The organism is Cyanobium gracile PCC 6307, from assembly GCF_000316515.1.
GTDB lineage: Bacteria > Cyanobacteriota > Cyanobacteriia > PCC-6307 > Cyanobiaceae > Cyanobium > Cyanobium gracile.
The window spans coordinates 2,341,942-2,364,502 of record NC_019675.1 but is presented as its reverse complement, the minus strand read 5'-3'; the positions used below and the strand labels follow the sequence as shown (position 1 = coordinate 2,364,502).

Annotated in this window: 18 protein-coding genes and 1 pseudogene; 11 read left to right on the top strand and 8 right to left on the bottom strand. The window is 68.4% G+C overall.

Annotation, left to right across the window (positions count from 1 at the left end; genetic code table 11):
- Nucleotides 1-250 precede the first annotated feature (250 nt).
- The 6 genes from CYAGR_RS16585 (at nucleotide 251) to CYAGR_RS11440 (ending at nucleotide 8,308) form a co-directional block, all read left to right on the top strand.
- Nucleotides 251-1,525, top strand: coding sequence for a glycosyltransferase family 4 protein (locus CYAGR_RS16585; RefSeq protein WP_051017130.1), 1,275 nt, complete (start codon nucleotides 251-253; stop codon nucleotides 1,523-1,525).
- 40 nt (nucleotides 1,526-1,565) lie between these two features.
- On the top strand, nucleotides 1,566-2,813 hold the full coding sequence (locus tag CYAGR_RS11460; RefSeq protein WP_043325792.1) for an MFS transporter: 1,248 nt from the start codon (nucleotides 1,566-1,568) through the stop codon (nucleotides 2,811-2,813).
- Between the two features lie 55 nt (nucleotides 2,814-2,868).
- Nucleotides 2,869-5,010 (top strand): polyphosphate kinase 1, encoded by a 2,142-nt coding sequence (gene ppk1, locus CYAGR_RS11455; RefSeq protein WP_043325789.1) that lies wholly within the window; start codon nucleotides 2,869-2,871, stop codon nucleotides 5,008-5,010.
- A gap of 117 nt (nucleotides 5,011-5,127) precedes the next feature.
- Nucleotides 5,128-6,153, top strand: coding sequence for a sigma-70 family RNA polymerase sigma factor (locus CYAGR_RS11450; RefSeq protein WP_015109975.1), 1,026 nt, complete (start codon nucleotides 5,128-5,130; stop codon nucleotides 6,151-6,153).
- A gap of 20 nt (nucleotides 6,154-6,173) precedes the next feature.
- On the top strand, nucleotides 6,174-6,845 hold the full coding sequence (locus tag CYAGR_RS11445; RefSeq protein WP_015109974.1) for a diacylglycerol/polyprenol kinase family protein: 672 nt from the start codon (nucleotides 6,174-6,176) through the stop codon (nucleotides 6,843-6,845).
- Entirely contained in the window at nucleotides 6,845-8,308 is a 1,464-nt protein-coding gene (locus tag CYAGR_RS11440; protein WP_015109973.1) for a mechanosensitive ion channel family protein, read from the top strand. Before CYAGR_RS11445 ends, CYAGR_RS11440 begins: the two co-directional genes overlap by 1 nt.
- Nucleotides 8,309-8,317: 9 nt before the next feature.
- Here CYAGR_RS11440 and CYAGR_RS11435 read toward each other — a convergent pair whose 3' ends face one another.
- Together CYAGR_RS11435 and CYAGR_RS11430 are read right to left on the bottom strand one after the other, a co-directional pair.
- Nucleotides 8,318-8,674, bottom strand: a complete 357-nt coding sequence (locus tag CYAGR_RS11435) for a hypothetical protein (RefSeq protein ID WP_015109972.1) — start codon at nucleotides 8,672-8,674, stop codon at nucleotides 8,318-8,320.
- 148 nt (nucleotides 8,675-8,822) lie between these two features.
- Entirely contained in the window at nucleotides 8,823-9,896 is a 1,074-nt protein-coding gene (locus CYAGR_RS11430; protein ID WP_015109971.1) for a 3-deoxy-7-phosphoheptulonate synthase, read from the bottom strand.
- A 146-nt stretch (nucleotides 9,897-10,042) separates the two neighbouring features.
- Here CYAGR_RS11430 and acnB point away from each other — a divergent pair, with 146 nt between their 5' ends.
- Entirely contained in the window at nucleotides 10,043-12,685 is a 2,643-nt protein-coding gene (gene acnB / locus CYAGR_RS11425; RefSeq protein WP_156818457.1) for a bifunctional aconitate hydratase 2/2-methylisocitrate dehydratase, read from the top strand.
- A gap of 32 nt (nucleotides 12,686-12,717) precedes the next feature.
- Nucleotides 12,718-13,239 carry a hypothetical protein gene (locus CYAGR_RS11420; protein ID WP_015109969.1) on the top strand — a complete coding sequence of 174 codons (522 nt, stop codon included), beginning with the start codon at nucleotides 12,718-12,720 and terminating at the stop codon, nucleotides 13,237-13,239.
- A 196-nt stretch (nucleotides 13,240-13,435) separates the two neighbouring features.
- On the opposite strand, the gene CYAGR_RS17290 is transcribed toward CYAGR_RS11420, so the two are convergent.
- The 4 genes from CYAGR_RS17290 to CYAGR_RS11405 all read right to left on the bottom strand — a co-directional run bounded on the left by CYAGR_RS17290 (nucleotide 13,436) and on the right by CYAGR_RS11405 (nucleotide 16,827).
- On the bottom strand, nucleotides 13,436-14,473 hold the full coding sequence (locus CYAGR_RS17290) for a RelA/SpoT domain-containing protein (protein ID WP_015109968.1): 1,038 nt from the start codon (nucleotides 14,471-14,473) through the stop codon (nucleotides 13,436-13,438).
- A 412-nt stretch (nucleotides 14,474-14,885) separates the two neighbouring features.
- Nucleotides 14,886-15,257 (bottom strand): HEPN domain-containing protein, encoded by a 372-nt coding sequence (locus CYAGR_RS11415; RefSeq protein ID WP_015109967.1) that lies wholly within the window; start codon nucleotides 15,255-15,257, stop codon nucleotides 14,886-14,888.
- On the bottom strand, nucleotides 15,244-15,663 hold the full coding sequence (locus tag CYAGR_RS11410) for a nucleotidyltransferase family protein (protein WP_015109966.1): 420 nt from the start codon (nucleotides 15,661-15,663) through the stop codon (nucleotides 15,244-15,246). Before CYAGR_RS11410 ends, CYAGR_RS11415 begins: the two co-directional genes overlap by 14 nt.
- A 72-nt stretch (nucleotides 15,664-15,735) precedes the next feature.
- Nucleotides 15,736-16,827: a calcium/sodium antiporter gene (locus CYAGR_RS11405; protein ID WP_015109965.1), complete on the bottom strand. Its 1,092-nt coding sequence runs from the start codon at nucleotides 16,825-16,827 to the stop codon at nucleotides 15,736-15,738.
- Nucleotides 16,828-16,930: 103 nt separating this feature from the next.
- Here CYAGR_RS11405 and CYAGR_RS11400 point away from each other — a divergent pair, with 103 nt between their 5' ends.
- Entirely contained in the window at nucleotides 16,931-18,589 is a 1,659-nt protein-coding gene (locus tag CYAGR_RS11400; protein WP_015109964.1) for a B12-binding domain-containing radical SAM protein, read from the top strand.
- Here the strand turns inward: CYAGR_RS11400 and CYAGR_RS11395 are convergent.
- Both CYAGR_RS11395 and purU read right to left on the bottom strand, forming a co-directional pair.
- Nucleotides 18,516-19,796 (bottom strand): O-antigen ligase family protein, encoded by a 1,281-nt coding sequence (locus tag CYAGR_RS11395; protein ID WP_015109963.1) that lies wholly within the window; start codon nucleotides 19,794-19,796, stop codon nucleotides 18,516-18,518. The genes CYAGR_RS11400 and CYAGR_RS11395 overlap by 74 nt on opposite strands.
- A gap of 49 nt (nucleotides 19,797-19,845) precedes the next feature.
- Nucleotides 19,846-20,700, bottom strand: a complete 855-nt coding sequence (gene purU, locus CYAGR_RS11390; RefSeq protein ID WP_015109962.1) for a formyltetrahydrofolate deformylase — start codon at nucleotides 20,698-20,700, stop codon at nucleotides 19,846-19,848.
- Nucleotides 20,701-20,824: 124 nt separating this feature from the next.
- Here purU and psbQ point away from each other — a divergent pair.
- Nucleotides 20,825-21,280: pseudogene (gene psbQ / locus CYAGR_RS11385) on the top strand (photosystem II protein PsbQ); the annotation flags it as partial.
- A gap of 158 nt (nucleotides 21,281-21,438) precedes the next feature.
- Nucleotides 21,439-22,557, top strand: coding sequence for an NAD(P)/FAD-dependent oxidoreductase (locus CYAGR_RS11380; RefSeq protein WP_015109960.1), 1,119 nt, complete (start codon nucleotides 21,439-21,441; stop codon nucleotides 22,555-22,557).
- Nucleotides 22,558-22,561 lie beyond the last annotated feature (4 nt).

Genomic DNA, 22,561 nt, shown 5'->3' with positions numbered 1-22,561 from the left:
GAAGACTCTTCAGAGGTTTTGGCACGTGCCCTGCGCCATCCCGTCATGGCAAATGGAATGATCAGCCCATTGGCCATACGTTCCAGGACGAAGGTAAAGTCTCCATCGAATCGCTATGCGGCCGACCAATGACTAACGGATATCCTGCCCCTTACTCCATTGCAGTGGGGCGGGGGTCGGACGCCACTAGGGACAGCAATAAGTTCTCCAGGCTCAGCTACTGTTGATGAGATGGCATGTGGAACCTACGTTGAGAGTCGCCTTCGCCCATTACAGCCAGGAGAATGACATCAGCGGTGTCACCACCTGGGTGATGAATCTAGCCAGGCGACTGCGCGGTGATGGTGTCGACGTTGCCATCCATTTCGTGGGCCCACCGGAGCTTCAGGCCAGCGAACCTCCAGTATTCGAAGAATTGCGCCGTCAGGGCATCGCCGTGTTTTCCACCCCAAGGCGGTCCCGGATTCAGGCCGACATCGCGGACACCATCGATTTCCTCAACCAGTGGCAGCCCACGGTCTTTCTCCCCCAGTGCAAACCGGCCCACTACGCTGCAGCGGCCCTGGCCGGCAGCCTGGGCCTGCCCTGGGTGCTCACGCTCCATTCCGATGACCCGGACTACTGGGCGACGGTCCGCCACTTCGGCGGCGCCCTTCACGCCGCTTCCATCGTCTGCGTCTCCCAACACATCCAGGACGAACTCAGCCGCCGGGCCACCGATCGGGCCTCCAGCGTCATTCCCTACGGGGTGACCCTTCCGGAGCGAAGCGCCGCCTTCGCTGACGATCCCTTCCGGGTGGTGTTCTGCGGCCGCATCTGGGAACACCAGAAACGGGCCAGCCTGGTGATACAGGCCCTGATCGGCGCTTGCCGATCCCACCAGTCCATCCGGGCAACCCTGATCGGCGACGGCTATGCCCGAGGGGCCTGCGAACATCAGGTGGCCGAAGCCGGTCTCGGCGAAGCGATCAGCTTCACCGGCCCCCTTTCGCCAGCCGAGGTGCAGGGCCGGCTTGCCGAATCCCAGGCCATCCTGCTGATGTCCGATTTCGAGGGGCTGCCCATCGCCCTGCTGGAGGCGATGGCGGCGGGGGTGGTACCCGTGGTGCGACGTATCCCCAGCGGCATCCCCGAACTGGTGGCCCATGAACGCACCGGCCTGCTGGTGTCGGAAGATCCCGCAGAGGCGGCCCGCGCCATCGTGCGGCTGGCCGCTGATCCCGACCTCTGGCGCCGCTGCTCCACGGCAGCCAGGACCCTTGTGAACGGGCAGTACAGCGCCGACGCCAGTTACGCCCAATGGCGCCAGCTGCTCGAGGACCTCAACCGGCGGCACGCCACCGCGAGCCCCTATGCGATCGATCCCAGCCGGATCCGCAGCCTCGGCCGGATCGATGAGAGCTTGACCCAGGAGTACCGAACCACGCCGCCACTGGGCGAGCGGTTCGCTCAGGCCCTGACGACAGCCGTCGCCAAGGCCAAGCATCGGATCAGGGGCGTCCTGGACCGTCGCCGGCAGGGGTGACCCCGCCATGGGAGGGTGCAGGGATCCCCGGCTCCCGGCCGTGCGACTGTCGCGCCCCTCCACCCTCCTCTGTGCCTTCCTGACGCTGCTGAACGACCGGCTGGGGGAGAGCATCGTCTTCCCGCTGCTGCCGTTCCTGCTGGCGGACTTCACCGCCGACGGCCGCACCCTCGGCCTGCTGGCGGGCAGCTACGCCATCGCCCAGTTCACCTTCACCCCCCTGATCGGGGCCCTCAGCGACCGCTACGGCCGCAAGCCCGTGATCACCGCCTGCGTCGCCGGCTCGGTGCTGGGCCTGGGGATGTTCGCCCTCACCGTGATCCTGCCCTGGGGCCGCGTCTGGCCCGAGGCGGCCGCCGCCGGCCTGCCCCTGGCCCTGCTGTTCGCCGCCCGCCTGATCGACGGGGTGAGCGGCGGCACCGCCGCCACCGCCGCGGCGGTGCTGGCCGACATCTCGACGCCGGAACGGCGGGCCCGGGCCTTCGGCCTGATCGGCGTGGCCTTCGGGCTGGGGTTCATCCTCGGCCCGGCCCTGGGCGGTCTGCTGGGTCGCATCAGCGTGAGCCTGCCGCTGCTGCTCGCCGTGGGCTTCGCCGCGCTGAACCTGGTGGTGGTGGTGACCCTGCTGCCGGAAACCCATCCGCCCCAGGCGCGGTTGCCCCTGCCCAGGGTCTGGGAGCTGCAGCCCTTCGGCCAGCTGCAGCGGGTGTTCGCCGATCCGCGGGTGCGACGCCTCTGCGCCGCCTTCTTCCTGTTCTTCCTGGGGTTCAGCGGCTTCACCGCCCTGCTGGTACTGTACTTCAAGCAGGCCTTCGGCTGGGGCCCGGGCCTGTCGGCCGGGGCCTTCCTGGTGGTCGGCGTGGTGGCCACGGTGGTGCAGGGCGGCCTGATCGGCCCACTGGTGCAGCGGCTGGGCGAATGGCGCCTCACCCAGATCGGCCTGGGCTGCGTGATGGCGGGCTTCCTGCTGGTGCCCCTGGCGGATCAGGGCAATGCCGTGCCCCTGGTGTTCACGGCGGTGGCGATCCTGGCCCTGGGCACCGGCCTGGTGACCCCCAGCCTGCGCAGCCTGGTGTCACGGCGTCTGGCCGACAGCGGCCAGGGTGCCGCCCTGGGCAGCCTGCAGGGACTGCAGAGCCTGGCCAGCTTCCTCGGGCCGCCCCTGGCGGGGCTGGCCTACGAGACCATCGGCCGCCGCAGTCCGTTCTGGCTGGGGATCGTCCTGATGGCCGTCGTGGTGTGGCTTGTGGCGGCGGGAACCCACCGTCAAGCAGAGGCAACACCCTGAGGGCGGGATCGCCATTGCTACGTTGCCGTCTCTCATGCCCGCGGAGCCCCGCCGTATGTCGTCGCAGCCGGTCGTCGCTCCCGATCTCTACATCAACCGCGAGCTGAGTTGGATCGACTTCAACCATCGGGTGCTGGCCCTGGCGCTCGATGAGCACACACCGCTGCTGGAGCAGGCCAAGTTCAGCGCCATCTTCAGCAACAACCTCGACGAGTTCTTCATGGTGCGGGTGGCTTCCCTGAAGTCCCAGCTGGAAGCAGGGGTCACCAGCCGCAGCGACGACGGCCTGACGCCCCAGGAGCAGCTGGAGGCGATCCAGAAGAAGCTGCGGCCCCTGCTGGAGATGCAGCAGCAGCACTACCGCCACTCCCTCAAGACCCATCTGGCCGAGTACGGGGTCCAGCTGCTCGACTACCTGCGACTCAACGAGGCCCAGACAGCCTGGGCCGACGACTACTTCCGCAAGGCGATCTTTCCGGTGCTCACCCCCCTGGCGGTGGACCCGGCCCACCCCTTCCCGTTCCTGAGCAACCTGAGCCTCAACGTGGCGGCCTTGATCCGCGATCCGGACACGGGCCGGCAGCAGTTCGCCCGGGTGAAGGTGCCGCAGAAGATCCTGCCGCGCTTCGTGCCGATCCCCACCGAGCTGAGCGGCGTCGTGCCCACCCCTGGCTACACGGCGGTTCCGCTCGAGCAGCTGGTGGCCTTCAACCTGCGCTGGCTGTTCCCCGGCATGACCATCGAGGGGCACTACTTCTTCCGGATCACCCGGGACGCCGACCTGGAACTGCGGGATCTGGAGGCGGACGACCTGATGGAGGCCCTGCAGGAGGGCCTGCGCAAGCGCCGGGTGGGCGGCGAGGTGGTGCGGGTGGAGGTGGCCGACGAGATGCCCGAGGAGGTGGTGCACCTGCTGATGGAGGGCACCGACGTGGAGCCGGAGGACGTGTACCGCACCAACGGCCCCCTCGGCCTCGACGACCTGATGAGCCTGATGGCGATCCCCCTCAGCCAGCTGCGGGACGCCCCCCACAAGGGACGCACGGCGCCGGCCCTGGTACGGGCCCAGCGCAGCCAGCTGGAGGACGGCTCGATCAAGCAGGAGGAGTTCGAGAGCATCTTCTCGGTGCTGCGGCGCGGCGATGTGCTGCTGCACCATCCCTTCGATCTGTTCTCCACGTCCGTTGAGGAATTCCTCAGCCAGGCCGCCGCCGATGCCTCGGTGCTGGCCATCAAGATGACCCTCTATCGCACATCGAAGGATTCGCCGGTGGTGGCCTCCCTGATCCGCGCCGCCGAGAACGGCAAGCAGGTGATGGCGCTGGTGGAGCTCAAGGCCCGTTTCGACGAGGACAACAACATTCAGTGGGCCCGCCAGCTGGAACGTTCCGGGGTGCATGTGGTCTACGGGGTGCTGGGACTCAAGACCCACACGAAGGTGCTGCTGGTGGTGCGGCGGGAGAAGGGGGCACTGCGGAGCTATGTGCACATCGGCACCGGCAACTACAACTCCAAGACCTCCTCGCTCTACACCGACATCGGATTGCTGACGGCCCGGGAGGACTTCGGCCAGGATCTGGTGGAACTGTTCAACTACCTGACTGGATTCTCCAAGCAGCAGAGCTTCCGCAAGTTGCTGGTGGCGCCCGTCACCCTGCGCAAGGGCATGGAGGGGTTGATCCGGCGGGAGATCGAGCACTCCAAGTCAGGACGCGGCGGACACATCAAGGCCAAGATGAATGCCCTGGTCGATCCGGCGATCATCGCCCTGCTCTACGAAGCCTCGGCCGCCGGGGTGAGGATCGAACTGATCATCCGCGGCATGTGCTGCCTCCGCCCGGGGGTGGAGGGGGTCAGCGAGGGCATCACGGTGGTGAGTGTCATCGGTCGCTTCCTGGAGCATTCACGGCTGTTCTGGTTCGCCAACGGCGGCCAGCCGGAGATGTTCTTCGGCAGCGCCGACTGGATGCCCCGCAACCTCGACCGACGGGTGGAGGCGGTGGCGCCGATCGAGGACCCGCGGCTCCAGCAGCAGATCGAGGCCTTGCTTGAGCTTTACCTCACCGATACGGGCGCCTGGCACATGCACAGCGATGGACACTTTGCACAGCGTCAGCACTCCGGCGAGCCGAAACTGACCCAGAACCTGCTGATGGAACGCTGGCGCGGCGGCCTTGCTTCGGAGGCCAAAGCGTAGCCGTCACGACATACGCAACATCTTTCAGTCAAATCACATGCAATCTTTTGCCGGATCCGGTTTTAACCGTTCCTGCGGTGCTAAATTCCGGCCAAATTCATTTGGGAGCCTGGGGTGATGGGGACACCTCTGCATTCCGCCCTCTCACTGCTGAAAAGCAGTGCAGATGGGTCTTCGTCCAGCCGGACCAGACCCAGCGGCGGTTCAGCCAGTTCCAAGCCGACAGCCACAGCCAAGACAACGACCCGCCAGGGGGGACGCATCAGCGCTGACTCCATTGGTTGGTATCTCAGCACCATCGGTCGTGTGCCGCTTCTCACACCGGCCGAGGAAATCGAACTCGCCCATCACGTCCAGGCCGGCAAGACGTTGCAGTCCCTCGTCGAAGGGGAGCTCACGGCCCGCCAGAAGCGCCAGCTGCGCATGGCCCAGCGGGCCCGCGACCGCATGATGGCCGCCAATCTGCGGCTGGTGGTGAGCGTCGCCAAGAAGTATCAGAACCAGGGCCTCGAACTGCTCGATCTGGTGCAGGAAGGGGCGATCGGCCTGGAGCGGGCCGTCGACAAATTCGACCCCGCCATGGGCTACAAGTTCTCCACGTACGCCTACTGGTGGATCCGCCAGGGAATGACGCGCGCCATTGATAACAGCGCCCGCACGATTCGCCTGCCGATTCACATCAGCGAGAAGCTCTCGAAGATGCGGCGCATCACCCGTGAGCTCTCCCACCGGCTCGGGCGCCAGCCCAACCGGCTCGAACTGGCCCATGCCATGGGCATGCAGCCGGAGGAGCTCGAGGAACTGATGACCCAGAGCGCCCCCTGCGCCTCCCTCGACGCCCACGCCCGTGGGGAGGAGGATCGCAGCACCCTGGGCGAGCTGATCGCCGACCCGGCCAGCAACGAGCACTTCGACTCGATGGACCGCCATCTGCAGAAGGAGCACCTCGGCGCCTGGCTCTCCCAGCTGAACGAACGGGAACAGAAGATCCTGCGGCTGCGCTTCGGCCTCGAGGGCGCCGAACCGCTCACCCTCGCCGAGATCGGCCGTCAGATCAACGTCTCCCGCGAACGGGTGCGCCAGCTGGAGGCCAAGGCGATCATGAAGCTGCGCCTGATGAGCAACCTTCACCAGGCCGCCTGACCCAAGCTTCCCTGCTGGCGTTGGTCCTTCCACCGGAGCATGACGACCTGGCCCGGCTCACCGGTGTGCTGGCCGTGGCCCTCTGGCTGGCCCTGCTCAGCGCCGGAGCCCTGCTGCTGCGCCGCCGCTGGCCCGCTCAGAGGGAATGGAGCCGCAAGCTCGTGCACATCGGAGCCGGGCCGGTGGTGCTGATCGCCTGGGCCTTCGGGGTCGAGCGGCTGATCGCGCTGCCCGCCGCCGCCGCCATCACCCTGCTGGCCGCCCTCAACCACCGGGTGCGGGTGCTGCCGGCGATCGAGGACGTGGAGCGGCACAGCTACGGCACGGTCGCCTACGGCGCCTCGATCACCCTGCTGCTCTGGCTCTGGTGGCCCGCCCACCCCGACACCGTGGCCGCGGGCGTGCTGGTGATGGCGTTCGGCGACGGCCTGGCCGGTCTGCTGGGCCCGCTGATCCCGTCACCGAGCTGGACGGTGTTCGGCGAACGGCGCTCCCTGGCCGGCACCGCCGCCATGGGGATCGCCAGCCTGGCGGTGCTGCTGATCCTGGGGCTGCTGGGCGGTGGCCCGGCGCCGGCCGCGATCGCCCTGATCGCCCTGGTGGCCACGGGGCTGGAGCAGTGGGCCCTGCTGGGCATCGACAACCTCAGCGTGCCTCTGGCGGTGGCCGGGCTGTGGCGGGTGCTGAGCTGATGGGACCGATCGAGCGGATCCTGATCGGCCTGGCCCTGGCGGCGGTCCTGCTGGCCCTGCGGCTGGCCAGCCGCCGCCTGCACCTGCCGTCGCCGCCCCTGCTCCTGCCGCTGCTGGCGGTGCTGCTGTGGGGCGTGCTCGGCGGCACCACCCGGCCGGCCGGGGTGCCCTGGCTCGGCGCCGTGGACGAGCTGGCCACCGCCTACGCCCTGATCGCCCTGGGGAGCTGGCTGATCCTGGAATGCCCGGAGGCCCTGGGGTGGTGGCGTCCCACCGCCAAGATCCTGCGCGACCTGCTGATGCTGGGCCTCGCGGCCCTGGCGACGGTGCTGGTGCTGCAGCGCCTGGCCAACCTCAACCTGGTGGGCCTGGTGACCACCTCGGCAGTGCTCACCGCCGTGATCGGCCTGGCGGCCCAGGAGACCCTCAAGGATCTCTTCGCCGGCATCGAGCTGCAGGTGGATCCCCCCTTCCGGGAGGGGGACTGGATCGGCGTCGGCGACGAGAGCGGCACGGTGGAATCCCTGCACCTGATGAGCACCCGCCTGCGCCGCAAGGACGGCTCGACCGTGAACCTGCCCAACAACACGGTGGCGGACAACCCGATGCGGCGCTTCAGCCAGCACGAGCCGGTGGGCAACCGCTTCGAGATCGCCCTGGGCTACGAGATCCCTCCGGCCCGGGCCCGCCAGCTGCTGGAGCGGGTGCTGGTGGAGAACCCCCTGGTGCTGAACGACCCACCGCCGGAGGTGCTGGTCCTCGCCTACGAGGACTCCCTCATCCGCTACGAACTGCAGGCTTCCCAGCAGGGCCCCTCAGAGGGGGACCGGCTGCGGCTGCGCAGCGAACTGCTGGAGCAGATCTGGTACGCCCTGGAGCGGCAGGGCTGGGAGCTGCCCTATCCGGTGCGGGAGCTGAAGCGTCGCCAGCCCCAGCGGGATCCGGCCCACCCCACCGGCGTGGATGCCTCCCTGACGGCGCAGCTGCTGCGGCGCAGCTGGCTCTTCGCCAAGCTGGATCCCGAGCAGGTGGATCGGCTGGCCGGCTCGGTCCGCTGCCTGCGCTTCGGCTCCGGCGAAACGATCGTGGCCGAGGGGGAGGAGGGCGAGGCCCTGTTCCAGGTGGTGGATGGCGAGGTGGAGGTGTTCAAGGCCGACGGCTCCCCCCTGGGGCGCTCGGTGGCGGTGCTGGGCCGGGATCAGATCTTCGGGGAGATGACCGTCTGCACCGGCGAACCCCGCACGGCCACGGTGCGCTCGCGGGGGGAATGCGTGCTGCTGGAGGTGGAGCGGGACGACTTCATGTCCCTGGTGGAGGACGATGCCGGGGTGCTGGAGGCGCTGGCGGCGATCGTGGGCCAGCGGCGCTCGGAACTGGAGAAGCTCTCCTCCCCGGATGCGGCCCGCCGCCAGACCTCGATCCTGGAGCGCATGCGGCAGCTGTTCGGCCTCGAGGGCGACTGAGGGACGCGCTCAGGCCCGAAGGAGCTGCTCGCAGCGGTGCTCCCAGTCGCGCTGGGTGCCGATGCCGGCCACCAGCACCCGCTCGGCCGGCTCCTCCCGCAGCCGCAGCTGCCACTGGCGGATCACATCGGCCCGCTCCATCCAGACATCGATCACCAGGCGCTGGATGGCCTCACCGTCCCAGCAGCGGCCCCGGGCCGTGTCGAGGGCCCAGCCGAGGAGGTCGTCGAGCTGGAAGGGGCGGAAGCCGCCGTAGATCGGGCCGGGGGCCGCGGTGCCACCGGCGGGGGCGGCAGCCGATTTCTGTTCGAGATAGAAGAGCTGCAAAGGGTCGGACAACCCGCAGAACTGCAGGAGATAAGTCATCAGCGGACCACCCCGATCTTGCTGATGCCAAACGTACCAAGGGCACGCCAGTCAGCTGTTCACCAGGAACACTCTGTTGCAGAAGATCGGATCAGCACTCTCACCTTCCGAGTGCTGATTGTGCTGCCTTGGAGAAGACCGCAGCCCCTCAGGCGAGGGCCAGGCTGCGGGCCTGGGCCTGGCGAACGGCTTCCGCCAGCTCGACGAGCAGATCCAAGGTGGTGGCCAGATCGATGCAGGCATCGGTGATGCTCTGGCCATAGGTGAGCGAGGCCAGGTCGGCGGAAATCTTCTGATTTCCTTCCACCAGATGGCTCTCCAGCATCACCCCCATCACGTGGATGGAACCGCCCCGCACCTGCTCGGCCACGCTGCGCAGCACTTCCCCCTGGCGCCGGTAGTCCTTGTTGGAGTTGCCGTGGCTGCAGTCCACCATCAGCCGGGCCGGCAGGCCGTCCCGGGCCAGCAGGGTGGCGGCGGCCTCCACCGCTTCGGCGTGGAAGTTCGGGCCGCTCTTGCCACCCCGCAGCACCAGGTGGCCGTCCGGGTTGCCGGTGGTGGAGACGATGGCGGCCTGGCCCTCCTTGTTGATGCCCAGGAAATGGTGGGGCCGGGCGGCCGCCTCCATGGCGTTGATGGCGGTGGCGGCGCTGCCGTCGGTGCCGTTCTTGAAGCCGATCGGCATCGACAGGCCCGAGGCCATCTCGCGGTGGGTCTGGCTCTCGGTGGTGCGGGCGCCGATGGCGGTCCAGCTGATCAGGTCGGCGAGGTACTGGGGCACCACCGGATCGAGCACCTCGGTGGCCGCCGGCAGGCCCATCTCCGCCAGGTGCAGCAGCAGGGAGCGGGCCCGGCGCAGGCCGGTGTTGATGTCGTAGCTGCCGTCGAGGTGGGGGTCGTTGATCATCCCCTTCCAGCCCACGGTGGTACGGGGCTTCTCGAAGTAGACCCGCATCACGATCTCCAGCTCATCCCGGTGGCGGCGCTGGGCCTGGGCGATGGCCTCGGCGTACTCCCGGGCGGCGGCCACGTCGTGGACCGAGCAGGGGCCGACGATCACCAGCAGCCGCTGGTCGCCGGCGTGAAGGATGGCCTTGATGCGCTCCCGGGCCTGCTGCACGGTGCGGGCCGCCTGCTCGGAGAGGGGCAGCTCCCGGTGCAGCACCGCCGGCGGCACCAGCGGCCGGGTTTCCACCACATGGAGATCGGAGGTGGGGATCATGCGGCCGGCGGCGGGGAACGATCACACCTTCCACCCTACGAACTGGCGGCACCGCTGCCAGCGCGGACTTCTGCAGCCGTCGTCACCAGAGGGCGGACCCGCGGGGAAGAACAATGGAACGTATGTCCATGCGGTCCTGCGTCCATATGTCCGTCTCCCCCAGCCCCACCCCCCTGTCCCCCGCCGAGCTGCTGCCCAGCTACCGCGAGGCCGCCGCCGCCCGCGAGGCCTTGGGCGTGCCGCCCCTGCCGCTCACCGCCCCCCAGGCCCAGGCCCTCACCGAGCTGCTGGAGCAGCCGCCCGCCGGCGAGGAGGCCTTCCTGCTGCACCTGCTGAGCGAACGGGTTCCGCCGGGGGTGGATGAGGCCGCCTACGTGAAGGCCGGCTGGCTGAGCGGGATCGCCAAGGGAACGGCCACGAGCCCCCTGGTGAGCCCCCTGGAGGCCACGCGGCTGCTGGCCACCATGATCGGTGGCTACAACGTCGGCGCCCTGATCGAGCTGCTCTCCTGCCCGCAGGCGGACGTCGCCGAGGAGGCCGCCCGGGGGCTGAGCCGCACCCTGCTGGTGTACGACGCCTTCCACGACGTGCTGGAGCTGGCCGAGACCAACCCCCTGGCCCGCCAGGTGGTGGACAGCTGGGCGGCGGCCGAATGGTTCCACGCCCGGCCGCCCCTGCCGGAGGCGATCACGGTCACGGTGTTCAAGGTGACCGGGGAAACCAACACCGACGACCTCTCACCGGCCACCCACGCCACCACCCGTCCTGACATCCCCCTGCACGCGATGGCGATGCTGGAGACGCGGATGCCCGAAGGGCTCGGCCTGATCGCCGAGCTGAAGGCCAAGGGCCATCCGCTGGCCTACGTGGGCGATGTGGTGGGCACGGGCAGTTCCCGCAAATCGGCGATCAACTCGGTGCTCTGGCACATCGGCACCGACATCCCCCACGTGCCCAACAAGCGCAGCGGCGGGGTGGTGCTGGGGGGCAAGATCGCGCCGATCTTCTTCAACACCGCCGAGGATTCCGGCGCCCTGCCGATCGAGTGCGACGTGAGCGCCCTCAACAGCGGCGACGTGATCACGATCCGGCCCCACGCCGGCACGATCGAGCGGGCCGCCGGCGAGGCGGGGGCCGGCGAGGTGCTGGCCCGCTTCCAGCTCAAGCCCAGCACCATCGCCGATGAAGTGCGCGCCGGTGGCCGCATCCCCTTGCTGATCGGCCGCTCCCTCACCGACAAGGTTCGCCTGCAGCTGGGCCTGCCCCCGTCGGAGGCCTTCATCCGGCCGGTGGCCCCCAGCGACACCGGCAAGGGCTTCACCCTGGCCCAGAAGATGGTGGGCAAGGCCTGCGGCCTGGCGGGGGTGCGTCCGGGCACGAGCTGCGAACCGCTGATGACCAGCGTCGGCAGCCAGGACACCACCGGGCCGATGACCCGCGACGAGATGAAGGAGCTGGCCTGCCTGGGCTTCTCCGCCGATCTGGTGATGCAGAGCTTCTGCCACACCGCCGCCTACCCCAAGCCGGTGGATCTCAAGACCCACGCCGAGCTGCCCGACTTCATCAGCTCCCGGGGCGGCGTCGCCCTGCGGCCCGGCGACGGCATCATCCACAGCTGGCTCAACCGCCTGCTGCTGCCGGACACGGTGGGCACCGGCGGTGACAGCCACACCCGCTTCCCGCTGGGCATCTCCTTCCCCGCCGGTTCCGGCCTGGTGGCCTTCGCCGCCGCCATCGGCGCCATGCCGCTCGACATGCCGGAATCGGTGCTGGTGCGTTTCTCCGGCTCCCTGCAGCCGGGCGTCACCCTGCGGGACGTGGTGAATGCCATTCCCTATGTGGCGATCCAGCAGGGCCTGCTGACGGTGGAGAAGGCCGGCAAGAAGAACATCTTCAGCGGCCGGATCATGGAGATTGAGGGGCTTCCCGACCTCAAGCTGGAGCAGGCGTTTGAACTGACGGACGCCACCGCCGAACGCTCCTGCGCCGGCAGCACGATCAAGCTGAGCATCGAGACGGTGAGCGAGTACCTGCGCAGCAATGTGGCTCTGATGCGCAACATGATCGCCCGGGGCTACAGCGATGCCCGCACCCTGGCGCGGCGGATCAAGGCGATGGAGGCCTGGTTGGCCGATCCGGTGCTGATGGAGGCCGATGCCGATGCCGAGTATGCGGCGGTGATCGACATCAACCTGGACGAACTGACCGAACCGATCCTGGCCTGCCCCAACGACCCCGATAACGTCAAGCTGCTCAGCGAGGTGGCGGGCGACCGGATCGATGAGGTGTTCATCGGCTCCTGCATGACCAACATCGGCCACTACCGCGCCGCCGCCACGGTGCTGGACGGGGCCGGCACCAGCGCCGCGCGGCTGTGGGTCTGCCCGCCCACCCGCATGGACGACGAGATGCTGCGGGCCGAGGGTTACACCGCCAAGTTCGAGACCGCCGGCGCCCGCATGGAGCTGCCCGGCTGCTCCCTGTGCATGGGCAACCAGGCCCGGGTGGAGGACAACACCACCGTGTTCTCCACCAGCACCCGCAACTTCAACAACCGCCTCGGCAACGGCGCCCAGGTGTACCTGGGCAGCGCCGAACTGGCGGCGGTGTGCGCCCTGCTGGGCCGCATCCCCAGCCCGGCCGAGTACCTAGAGATCGCGGCGGCCAAGATCGATCCCCTCTCCGACCAGCTCTACCGCTACCTCAACTTCGACCAGATCGATGGCTTCGAGGATGCCGGCCGCGTGGTGAGCGTGGAGGAGGAGGAGAAGGTGCTGGCGGAGGTGTGAGCCGGCTCCCCCCCGCGGAGGCCCGCCGGTTCATGGCCACCTACGAACAGGTGGCCATCGGCGTGCACGGAGTGCTCACCGAGAACCCGTGCTCGGAGCCGAGCCAGGCCCTGGCCAAGGCGCGGAAACGACTGCAGGAGACACCTGAACTTCTGAACAAGGCCATCCAGTTCCTCCGGGAACGAGGAACGCACCCGGATCCTGAAGTCATCGGAGCCCTGAGTCAGATGCGCCTGGCTGAATGGGTGCACCTGAAAGACCTCAAGAGTGGTGCCATCCTCCTCGACATCGAGGGACATGAGGCTTACTGCGTGGCGGGCCTGACGCAGTCACCCGGTGAGATCATCGGCAGCCGTGGCTGGATTGTGGAAACCGCGCTCTGCCCATTCGCCGGTGTGATTCTCTGCGGTGGAATCTTCCTCGCACGATGCCAACTGGGACCAGATCTGCGACGCCGTTTTAACGAGCGCTATCTAAGCCTGAAAGCCGCAGGACGGCTTCATCGCCGTCCAGATACCGCTCCGCTGTGGGAATCAACACGATCCTGGCGCTGATTGCGAGGATGTAAGGCAGCAGCGGGCTTGGATTGCCATATGCAGCTCATTCGCGTTGGGGTGGAATTTCGATCGCGATGACATTGATTGTCGTCTCTGGACAGTTGAACGCTGCCTCTGAGTGGCTGGCAAGGACATTAGAACGCAAGAACGTAATCGGTGGTGGCCTGTCCACTTGAAGGGCTTGTTCGATGGCTTACCGCTTTGTCATTGACTTGATAAGCTTGAGGTACTCATGAGAATCAAGAAAATAGTTCGGATAAGCTCTTCTGAGATTGCTAAGCGACTGCGCTGAAACAAGTACTATTTGGTGTTCATCAGTGCCTGAGTACCTCTTCTCCAGGTCGATGTATGCAGCGCTTGCTTCTGCCAAGCGATCTCTTCCGTAGGTCGTGTACTCTAATCGACTACTCAGCGTGTCTAGATCCAAGAGATAATAACTCCCACGAGTTGTCAAGGGCAGACTGGCGGCAAGATTGTATCCTTGTAGCTTCGTCTGCACTCCCAAGCGTGCGTGCGACTCGCATGTAGCCGTAAATGCCTGTTGCTTCGATTGATCTTCAAACCTAGGAACTAACTGGCATTTTTCAATATGCGCTAGTGCACTGCTTGCCTGAGCAAAATAGTTTTTCCATTCTTCTGGACCTTCACTGGATTTTAGTGAGTACTTCAGAAAAGTATCAACGGTCTCAACGGCCGTAGCCCACGCGTGTTGCACTTTCGTTCTAATCTGCAGCTCGATAAATAAGCCGTCATACCTGGGGTTTTGAGTATTCTTGTATTTGTAGATCTGGTGAAGACTACGATAGCCTGAGGGTTTTGGCTGCACTATATAGTCATCCTCCGGCATTCGCGAGTGAAGAAAGCCTGCTTGCCGATAAGCCTCTGCAATTCTGTTGACGTCTTGAATTGAATTAACTACAACACGAATGCCTGCGATATCTTGCATTGTGCTAAGCCTCATCGTTCGCCTCAGCCGCAGCTTGTTGAGGATTGACGGCATTCTCTTGAGGCGTTGGGCAATAAGACACTCAACATTCAACTTTTTTGTCTTGTCTCGGAGCGTTGCTTGAAACGTATTAATGATATAAGAGTGGGAGGCCCTCCAGTTGCTGAGAATGTCTTGCGCTTTTGCAAGTTCTTGAGCATCAACATCCTCAGTGAGACTTTTTCGCAGTAGATCTCCTGCCTTGTCGACATTGCTCTTGGAATGGAGCGGATGCTCAAAGCTCATGTCGCCATCTTAGCGAACGGCACCACTCCTACTTCTCGAGTCTGGCCTGCCACGCCTATCGAACGCTACATGGACGGAACCAGATAAGCCCCCACGCTTCCCCTTTTGGCAGCCCAAGAGCGCGTTGTCCTGAGGCCAACGGCGGCCAATCTCTGTCATGGCATGAATTCATCTTTCGAAGTCTGGAAGAACTGGCGACTTCGGCAGACCCGCAGAAATCTCATCCTGCCGTGGCCCAACCCTGGCGGGCAGTAGCCCTCCATCCAAGGAGTGGGCGTTGCCCGTGTCGCCGCGTTCGACCATGTGAGTTCGGGCGGCTGGGGCCATCCCCATGCCAAGGTCCAGCCGCAGGCGGCTGTCTTGATGATCACCCATTCGGGCTGGTTCTGACGGAAAACCTTGAGCACACAGCTCAGCCCAGCCCCGCCACAGCCCGCTCGCAGCGCTCGAGTTCGGCCTCCAGCAGAGCCAGCAGCACCGATCTCTCGGCCGGCAGGGGGAAGGGCCCCTCCTCGTAGCGGGCCTCCACGGCGAACTCCTGCAACGCCGCCAGCCGGGGCTCCAGGGGCTGACCCGCCACAGAGGCCAGGTCGCTCAGCTCATGCACCCGCGGTGGCCGGCGATCGCTCAGCACGATCCAGGCCTTGAGCAGCTTCTCCACCACCTGCTGGGCGGTGAAGCCCCAGTCCTCCTCCGGATACGCAGGATCGAGCCCGATCCGCAACGTGCGCAGATGGCGGCGCACGATTGCCAGCAGCAGAGCCGCGTCCTCAGCCGGCGACATAGAGCACCTTCCCCTCGCGGGCCACATCGCCGAACACATGCCAGCGCGAGCCACTCAACCGTTCGGCGTCGGCGGCCCCGGCCACCACCAGGTCCACCCTGACGCCGAGGGGGCCGAGGGCCTGGCGAAAGCGCTGCCAGCAGGCGGCCTTCTCGGCGGGGGTGAGTTGGGGGCGTTCCACGATCACGGCCAGATCAAGGTCGGAATCAGGACGCGCCTCGCCCCGGGCCCGTGAGCCGAACGCCAGCACCGCCATCACATCGGCGTCGGCACAGAGCCGTGCCAGAGCCAGCCGGCAGGCCTCCGGATCCAGGCCTGGGCCGAGATCCGGCAGCGGCGAGAGCCCCTGGGGCTCACGCCAGGGAATCGCCGGCGGTACAAACGGCTGTGCGGAGGCGGAGACCATGGCAAAACGCTACCGCCGCTGAACGCAAGGGCCTATCGGCGCGACTCACACCAAGCCAGGCCTGCCGTCCTTCTATTCGCCGCCCTGAACGGCCAGGAGCTTGCGCTGCTGCCTCCAGCGCAGCACCTGCCAGACCAGGAACACCATCAGCAGGGGCAGCACCGCCACCAGCACCACGAACCGGAAGGTGTTGTCGACGATCTCGCCGCCGGCGGTGGCGGCAAGGACCTGCTCCACCAGGTAGAGCCCGTAGAGACCCAGCAGCAGCCAGCCCTCGAGGCGGCTGATCACCCCTTTGGTCCAGAAGATCGGCAGGCAGGCCAGGGTGGTGGCCACCATGATCGGCAGGTCGCGGCTCACCATCACCGGGTCAACCGCCAAGCCCTTGCCGCCGGAGAGCACGGCGCAGAGTCCCAGGATCACGATCTGGTTGAGCAGGTTGCTGCCCACCACGTTGCCGATGGCCAGGTCGGCCTTGCCCCGGTAGGCGGCCACCACGGAAGTGACCAGCTCGGGCATCGAAGTGCCGGCCGCCACGATCGTCAGGCCGATCACGGTCTGACTCACCCCCAGGGCCACGGCGGCGGTGGTGGCCCCCCGCACCAGCAGCTGGGAGCCGAGCACCAGCAGGACCAGGCCCGCCGCCAGCTTGAAGGCCGCCACCAGCGGGGTGGCCCGTTCCGCTTCGTTGTCCTCGTCGTCTTCGGAATCTTCCGAGGCGGTGCGGATCTCCCAGACGAGATTGGCCACCGTCGCGAACAGCAGCGCCACACCGGCCTGCCAGGTGAGCCGGCCCCCCGAGGCCATGCCCCACACGGCCATCGAGATGCCCAGCAGCAGGGGCACGTCGCGGCGCACCAGACGGCTCCTGACGCGCAGGGGAACGATCGCCGCGCTGGCCCCCAGCACCACCAGGATGTTGAAGATGTTGCTGCCCACCACGTTGCTGACGGCCAGGTCGGCGTCGCCCTGGATCGTGGACAGCACGCTCACGAACAGTTCCGGCGTACTGGTGCCCAGGGACACCACCGTGAGACCGATCACGAGCTGGGGGATGCCCAGCAGCAGGGACAGGGCGACCGAACCGGCCACGAACAGTTCCCCGCCGCCGAACAGCACCAGGATGCCGAGGATGATCTCGACGAAACTGGGCAGCGTGGGCATGGCGGCGTGTCGGAAAGCGCATGAGCTTAGGCAGACGCCAGCCCGTCTCTGGAAGTGACACGCTGGATCTCCCCGTCCCGCCGCCCCCCTGAACCAGGAAACGTTGCTGTTCGAGCCGGCCCGGCCGGCCGCCGATGCCCTGCGCACCGTGCTGGCCTTCCCGAGCAGCTATTCGGTGGGGATCACCAGCCTGGGCTATCAGGTGGTGTGGGCCAGCCTGGCGCGCCGCAGCGACCTGGACGTGCGCCGGCTGTTCACGGATCAGGGGGATCCGCCGCACCGCCATTGCGACCTGTTCGGCCTGTCGCTCAGCTGGGAGCTGGACGGACCGGTGCTGCTCGACCTGCTGGAGCAGCAGGGCATCCCCCTCTGGAGTCACCAGCGAGGCGAGGACGACCCGATCGTGTTCGGCGGCGGCCCGGTGCTCACCGCCAATCCCGAGCCCCTGGCACCCTTCTTTGATGTTGTGCTGCTGGGCGACGGCGAGTTGCTGCTGCCCGCCTTCATCGACGCGCTCCAGGCGGCCCGCGCCCTGGCCCGGCCCGAACGCCTGCGGCAGCTGGCTCGGGTTCCCGGGGTCTACGTGCCGTCGCTCTATGCCCCCCGCTACGACGCCGCTGGCGCCCTGCTGGGGGTGGAGCCCACCGCCGCCGAGGTGCCGGCGACCGTCGCCAAGCAGACCTGGCGCGGCAACACCCTGAGCCATTCCACGGTGATCACGCCGGAGGCGGCCTGGCCCTCGATCCACATGGTGGAGGTGGCCCGCAGCTGCCCGGAGCTCTGCCGCTTCTGCCTGGCCAGCTACCTCACCCTGCCGTTCCGCACCGCCTCCCTCGACGACGGCCTCATCCCAGCGGTGGAAACCGGCCTGGCGGTGACCAAGCGGCTCGGCCTGCTGGGGGCCTCGGTGACCCAGCACCCCCAGTTCGCCGACCTGCTCAGCTGGCTCGACCAGGACGGTTTCGAGGGCACCCGGGTCAGCGTCAGCTCGGTGCGGGCCGCCACGGTGACCCCCCAGCTGGGGCGGATCCTGGCCCGGCGGGGCAGCAAGTCACTGACGATCGCGATCGAGAGCGGCAGCGAGCGGATGCGCCGGGTGGTGAACAAGAAGCTGGCCGGTGAGGAGATCTTCGCGGCGGCCCGCTACGCGAAGGAAGGGGGCCTCAGCGGCATGAAGCTCTACGGCATGGCGGGCCTGCCGAGCGAGGAGGAGGCCGACATCGAAGCCACCGCCGACCTCCTCCTGGCCCTCAAGAAGGCCACCCCGGGCCTGCGGCTCAGCCTCGGGGTGAGCACCTTCGTGCCCAAGGCCCACACCCCCTTCCAGTGGGAAGGGGTGCGGCCGGAGGCGGAGAAGCGGCTGCAGCGGCTGGCGCGGCGCCTGCAGCCCAAGGGCATCGAACTGCGCCCCGAGAGCTACGGCTGGAGCGTCATCCAGGCCCTGCTCTCCCGCAGCGACCGGCGCCTGGCGCCCGTGATCGCCGCGGCGCGAGGCCAGCACGACAGCCAGGGCGGCTGGAAAAAGGCCTACCGGGCAGCGCGCACCGGCGAGGTGGCCGCACCGGCGGATCTGCCGGTCCCCCTGCCGGCGCCGCCCCCCTGGGAGGAGGTGGTCCATGCCACCTGGGACGAGGAGCGAGTGCTGCCCTGGACCCATCTGGAGGGTCCCCTGCCGCCCGCCACCCTGCTCAGGCATCGGCAGGAGGCGTTGGCCGGCGATAGCAGCGCAGACCCGCCAGCAGCACCCACCCCGCCACATTGACCCGGCTGTCATAGAGGGGGATGTCGGTGGCGTGAAGGGCCACCAGCACCAGGGCCGCGGCCCACCAGGCCCGATCGAACAGGGCCCCGCCGGCCATGCCCAGCCTGCCGGCCCGGAGCAGCAGCCACAGCACCAGGCCCACCACCAGGACGGCGACCGGCACCCCATGGCTCATCGCCAGATCGATCGGCAGGTTATGGGGGTGGCCATGCCAGAAGCCGGTGCGCATCGGGTAAATGATGCTGAAGGCGGCCGCCCCCCAGCCCAGCCAGGGACGTTCGGCGATCAGCCCCAGCGCCACCTGCCACTGGGCCAGACGGGTGATCGCCAGCGGCCGCTGGCCGCCGTGCTGGAGGTCGATCAGCCGGCCCCAGATCGCCTCTGGCACCACCTGCCGGGCCAGCTCCTGCGGGGCCGCCGGCACCCAGGGCAGGGTGGAGAGGCCGATCACCGCCAGCACCACCAGCAGCACCGGCAGCAGCCACAGCCAGCTGCCGGGCCCGGCCACCACGGGCACCGCCAGCAGCAGGGCCCCCCAGGCATTGCGGGAATCGGTGAGGAACACCGCCGCCACCAGACCGGCGGCGATCACCAGCACCACCCCCCGGCGGCGCCAGCCGAGACCGCTCTCCAGCAGGGCCGCCAGGGTCAGGGGCCAGGCCAGCACCAGCCAGGCCCCGGCGATGTTGGCGTAGTCGAACAGGCCCGCCAGCCGCTCCGGCGGGTTGCCGCCGGCCTTGATGTGCCAAATGATCAGGCCCCCCAGCCACTGGAAGGGTCCGCTCCAGCCCCACCAGATCTGGCCCAGGCCGGTGAGGATCACCGGCACCGTGCCGGCCACCAGGGCCAGGGCCACCCGGCGGCGGGCGGCGGGGGTGCCGAGATACACCTGGAAGCCCCAGAAGCCCCAGAAAAAGGGCAGCCAGTTGCCCAGCCCCAGCCAGGCCAGGTCATTGCTGGCGGCCCGGAAGCAGCCCAGCACCATCAGCACCGCCGCCGCCAGCAGTACCGCGTTGGCCCGGTCGGCCAGGACCGGGCGGCGGCCGCGGCTGCCCAGGATCAGGGCCAGCAGCAGGGCCAGCCCAGCCAGAAAGGCACTGCTGGCCAGCAGGACCATCCCCAGCTGGAAGCAACGCCAGCCCAGGGGCGTGGCGGCGGCCGGCTTGGGCGCCATCAGGCGCGCGTCGAGGGCGGAAAAACGGATCACCGGAGCGGTGGCGGCAGCGGAGGACCGACGGCGGGTCCCGGGAGACGGCTCAATCAAACACGGCGGTCCGGCCCCGGTAGACCATCACCTGTCGCCGCAGAAACAGGCGCACCGCCCGGGCCAGGGCCAGCCGTTCGGTGTCGCGGCCCTTGCGGATTAGGTCCTCCACCTCGTCGCGGTGGCCCACGTGCATGGTGGCCTGCTCGATGATCGGCCCCCCGTCCAGCTCCTCGGTGACGAAGTGGGCGGTGGCGCCGATCAGCTTGACCCCCCGCTCCCAGGCCCGGTGGTACGGCTGGGCCCCCTGGAAGGCCGGCAGGAAGGAGTGGTGGATGTTGATCACCTGGGAGAAGCGGGCCAGGAAGGCGGGGCTCAGCACCTGCATGTACTTGGCCAGCACCACCAGCTCGATCCCTTCCGCCTCCAGCAGGGCCAGCTGGGCCTGCTCCACCTCCGCCCGGGTGGCCGCCGTGATCGGCAGATGCACGAAGCGGGCGCCGAAATCGACCGCCAGCGCCTCCAGATCCGGGTGGTTGGACACCACCAGGGGCACCTGCATCGGCAGCTCGCCGGAGCGGGTGCGCCAGAGCAGGTCCACCAGGCAGTGGTCCTGGCGGCTGGCGAAGATCGCCACCCTGGGCAGGGCATCGGAGACATGCACATGGCCCTCGCCGCCGAGGCGCCCCGCCAGGGCCGCCACGGCCGGAACGATCGCCTCACGGGGCAGGCCGAACCCCTCCAGGGCCCATTCGATCCGGCTCAGGAACAGCCCCGCCCCCGCATCGGTGTGGTGGTCGGCATGGAGGATGTTGCCGCCGTTGGCGGCCACCCAGCCCGAGAGTTCGCTCACCAGCCCTGGCCGATCGGGGCAGATCAGCTGCAGGATCGCCGTGGGGGAACGCATCAATGAATCCGGAACGGATCGGTCGGAAGCTGCATCGTGGCGCAGTCGGGCCGGTAAAGTCACGGCGCCAGCCACGTCACAGCACCGTCCCATGGCCGTCGCGACGATTCCCGCGCCCTTCTCCCTGATGGGTGTCCTGCGCCGCCTCAGCCTGCTCGCCGTGGCCCTGGTGCTCAGCGTTTCCCTGGTGGCCTGCTCGGGCGACCAGACCCGCAAGCCGCCGACGATCAGCCCCACCGACATGACCCTGATCGCCCGCCAGGCCGAAGGCTTCCTGGCGGCGAAGGAGCGCCTGCCGGAACTGGCCGACCTGGTCAACGAGCGCAACTGGGTGTTCACCCGCAACCTGATCCACGGCCCGATGCAGGATCTGGGTCGCCAGATGCTCTACATCAACCAGCGCCTCCTGCCCGCCGACCGGGCCGAAGCCACCAAGCGGGCCACCAAGCTGAAGGCCTCCCTGGCCAAGCTCGATGAGGCCGCCCGTCTGCAGGACGGTGAGAACCTGCGCAAGGACTACATCAAAGTGGCCACCGGCTTCAGCGCCTATGCCGAGGTGATTCCGGCCGAGGCCATCGCCCTGGCCGAATCCTTCAGCGCCGAGGCCAAGGTGTCCAACGCCGTGCCGCCGGCCCCCTCGCCCAACACCCCCGCGCCCCAGCCCATCGCCAGCGGCGACGACGCCTGACCCTCACCCCGGCGGGCCCCGCAACCCCTCCTGAGGCGGGAGGGTTCCCCTTGGCGTCTTCCGGCACCTCCGTCATCGTGATTGGAGGGGGCATCGTGGGTCTGGCCTGCGCCTGGTGGCTCCAGGGCCGCGGCCACACGGTGCTGTTGATTGATGGCGCCGGCCCGGGCGAGGGCCCCGGGCGCAGCGGCAGCCTGGCCGCCCTCGGGGTGCTGATGGCCGACAGCTTCCACCGCGACCGGGGCCGGGCCTGGGAGCTGCGTCAGCGCAGCCTGGAGCTCTGGACCCGGTGGCGCCACGAGCTGGCCGAACGGGGGCATCCGATCCCCTACCGCTCCGGGGTGCTGCTGCTGGCGGCCGAAGGGGACGAGGAGGAACGGCTCGCGGCGCTGGGTGCCCGCAAGCGGGCCCTGGGCCTGCCCCTGGAGCCCTGGGACCGGCGGCGGCTGGAGCAGCTCGAGCCCGGCCTGCCCCAGCCCTGCCTGGCGGGGCTCCACTCCGGCCGCGACGGCCAGCTGGATCCGGGATCGGCCCTGGCGGCCCTGGCGGCGGACGGCCGGCAACGGGGCCTGACCGTGCGGGCGGAGGCGGCCGTGGCCCTACGGCCCGATGGCGGCGGCTGGCGGGTGGACCTGGCCGGGGGCGGCGCGGAGCGGGCGGCGTGGGTGGTGCTGGCGGCGGGGAGCGCCAGCGGCCCGCTGGTGGAGACGGCCGCGGGGGTGCCCGCCGGGGGGGACGGTGGCCGCCGGCTGCTGGAGCCGGTGCTGGGCCAGGCCCTGGAGCTGGAGCTGGACACCCCGCTCCTGACCCACTGGCCCGGGGCGGTGGTGTGGCGGGGCGTCAACCTGGTGCCCCGTCCCGACCTGGAGGGGGGCCGACGCCTGTGGCTGGGGGCGACCCTGGAGCCGGGCCGCGAGGCCGACCCGGACCAGCTCAGCGGGCTGCGGGACCTGGGGGGGGCGGCACCGGAGTGGCTGCGGGAGGCACGGGTGGTGCGCCGCTGGCAGGGCCTGCGCCCCCGCCCCCTCGGCCGGCCGGCCCCCCTGCTGGAGCAGCCGGCCCCGGGGCTGCTGCTGGCGAGTGGCCACTACCGCAACGGCATCCTGCTGGCGCCGGCCAGCGCCGCCTGGGCGGCCGAGCAGATCGAGGCCCGCCCCACCGACGGCTGAACGC

Coding starts and splice junctions, on each gene's coding strand:
- ppk1 (WP_043325789.1), top strand. CDS start 2,869: ATGTCGTCGCAGCCGGTCGTCGCTCCCGATCTCTACATCAACCGCGAG.
- CYAGR_RS11450 (WP_015109975.1), top strand. CDS start 5,128: ATGGGGACACCTCTGCATTCCGCCCTCTCACTGCTGAAAAGCAGTGCA.
- CYAGR_RS11440 (WP_015109973.1), top strand. CDS start 6,845: ATGGGACCGATCGAGCGGATCCTGATCGGCCTGGCCCTGGCGGCGGTC.
- CYAGR_RS11435 (WP_015109972.1), bottom strand. CDS start 8,674: ATGACTTATCTCCTGCAGTTCTGCGGGTTGTCCGACCCTTTGCAGCTC.
- CYAGR_RS11430 (WP_015109971.1), bottom strand. CDS start 9,896: ATGATCCCCACCTCCGATCTCCATGTGGTGGAAACCCGGCCGCTGGTG.
- acnB (WP_156818457.1), top strand. CDS start 10,043: ATGTCCGTCTCCCCCAGCCCCACCCCCCTGTCCCCCGCCGAGCTGCTG.
- CYAGR_RS11420 (WP_015109969.1), top strand. CDS start 12,718: ATGGCCACCTACGAACAGGTGGCCATCGGCGTGCACGGAGTGCTCACC.
- CYAGR_RS17290 (WP_015109968.1), bottom strand. CDS start 14,473: ATGAGCTTTGAGCATCCGCTCCATTCCAAGAGCAATGTCGACAAGGCA.
- CYAGR_RS11415 (WP_015109967.1), bottom strand. CDS start 15,257: ATGTCGCCGGCTGAGGACGCGGCTCTGCTGCTGGCAATCGTGCGCCGC.
- CYAGR_RS11410 (WP_015109966.1), bottom strand. CDS start 15,663: ATGGTCTCCGCCTCCGCACAGCCGTTTGTACCGCCGGCGATTCCCTGG.
- CYAGR_RS11405 (WP_015109965.1), bottom strand. CDS start 16,827: ATGCCCACGCTGCCCAGTTTCGTCGAGATCATCCTCGGCATCCTGGTG.
- purU (WP_015109962.1), bottom strand. CDS start 20,700: ATGCGTTCCCCCACGGCGATCCTGCAGCTGATCTGCCCCGATCGGCCA.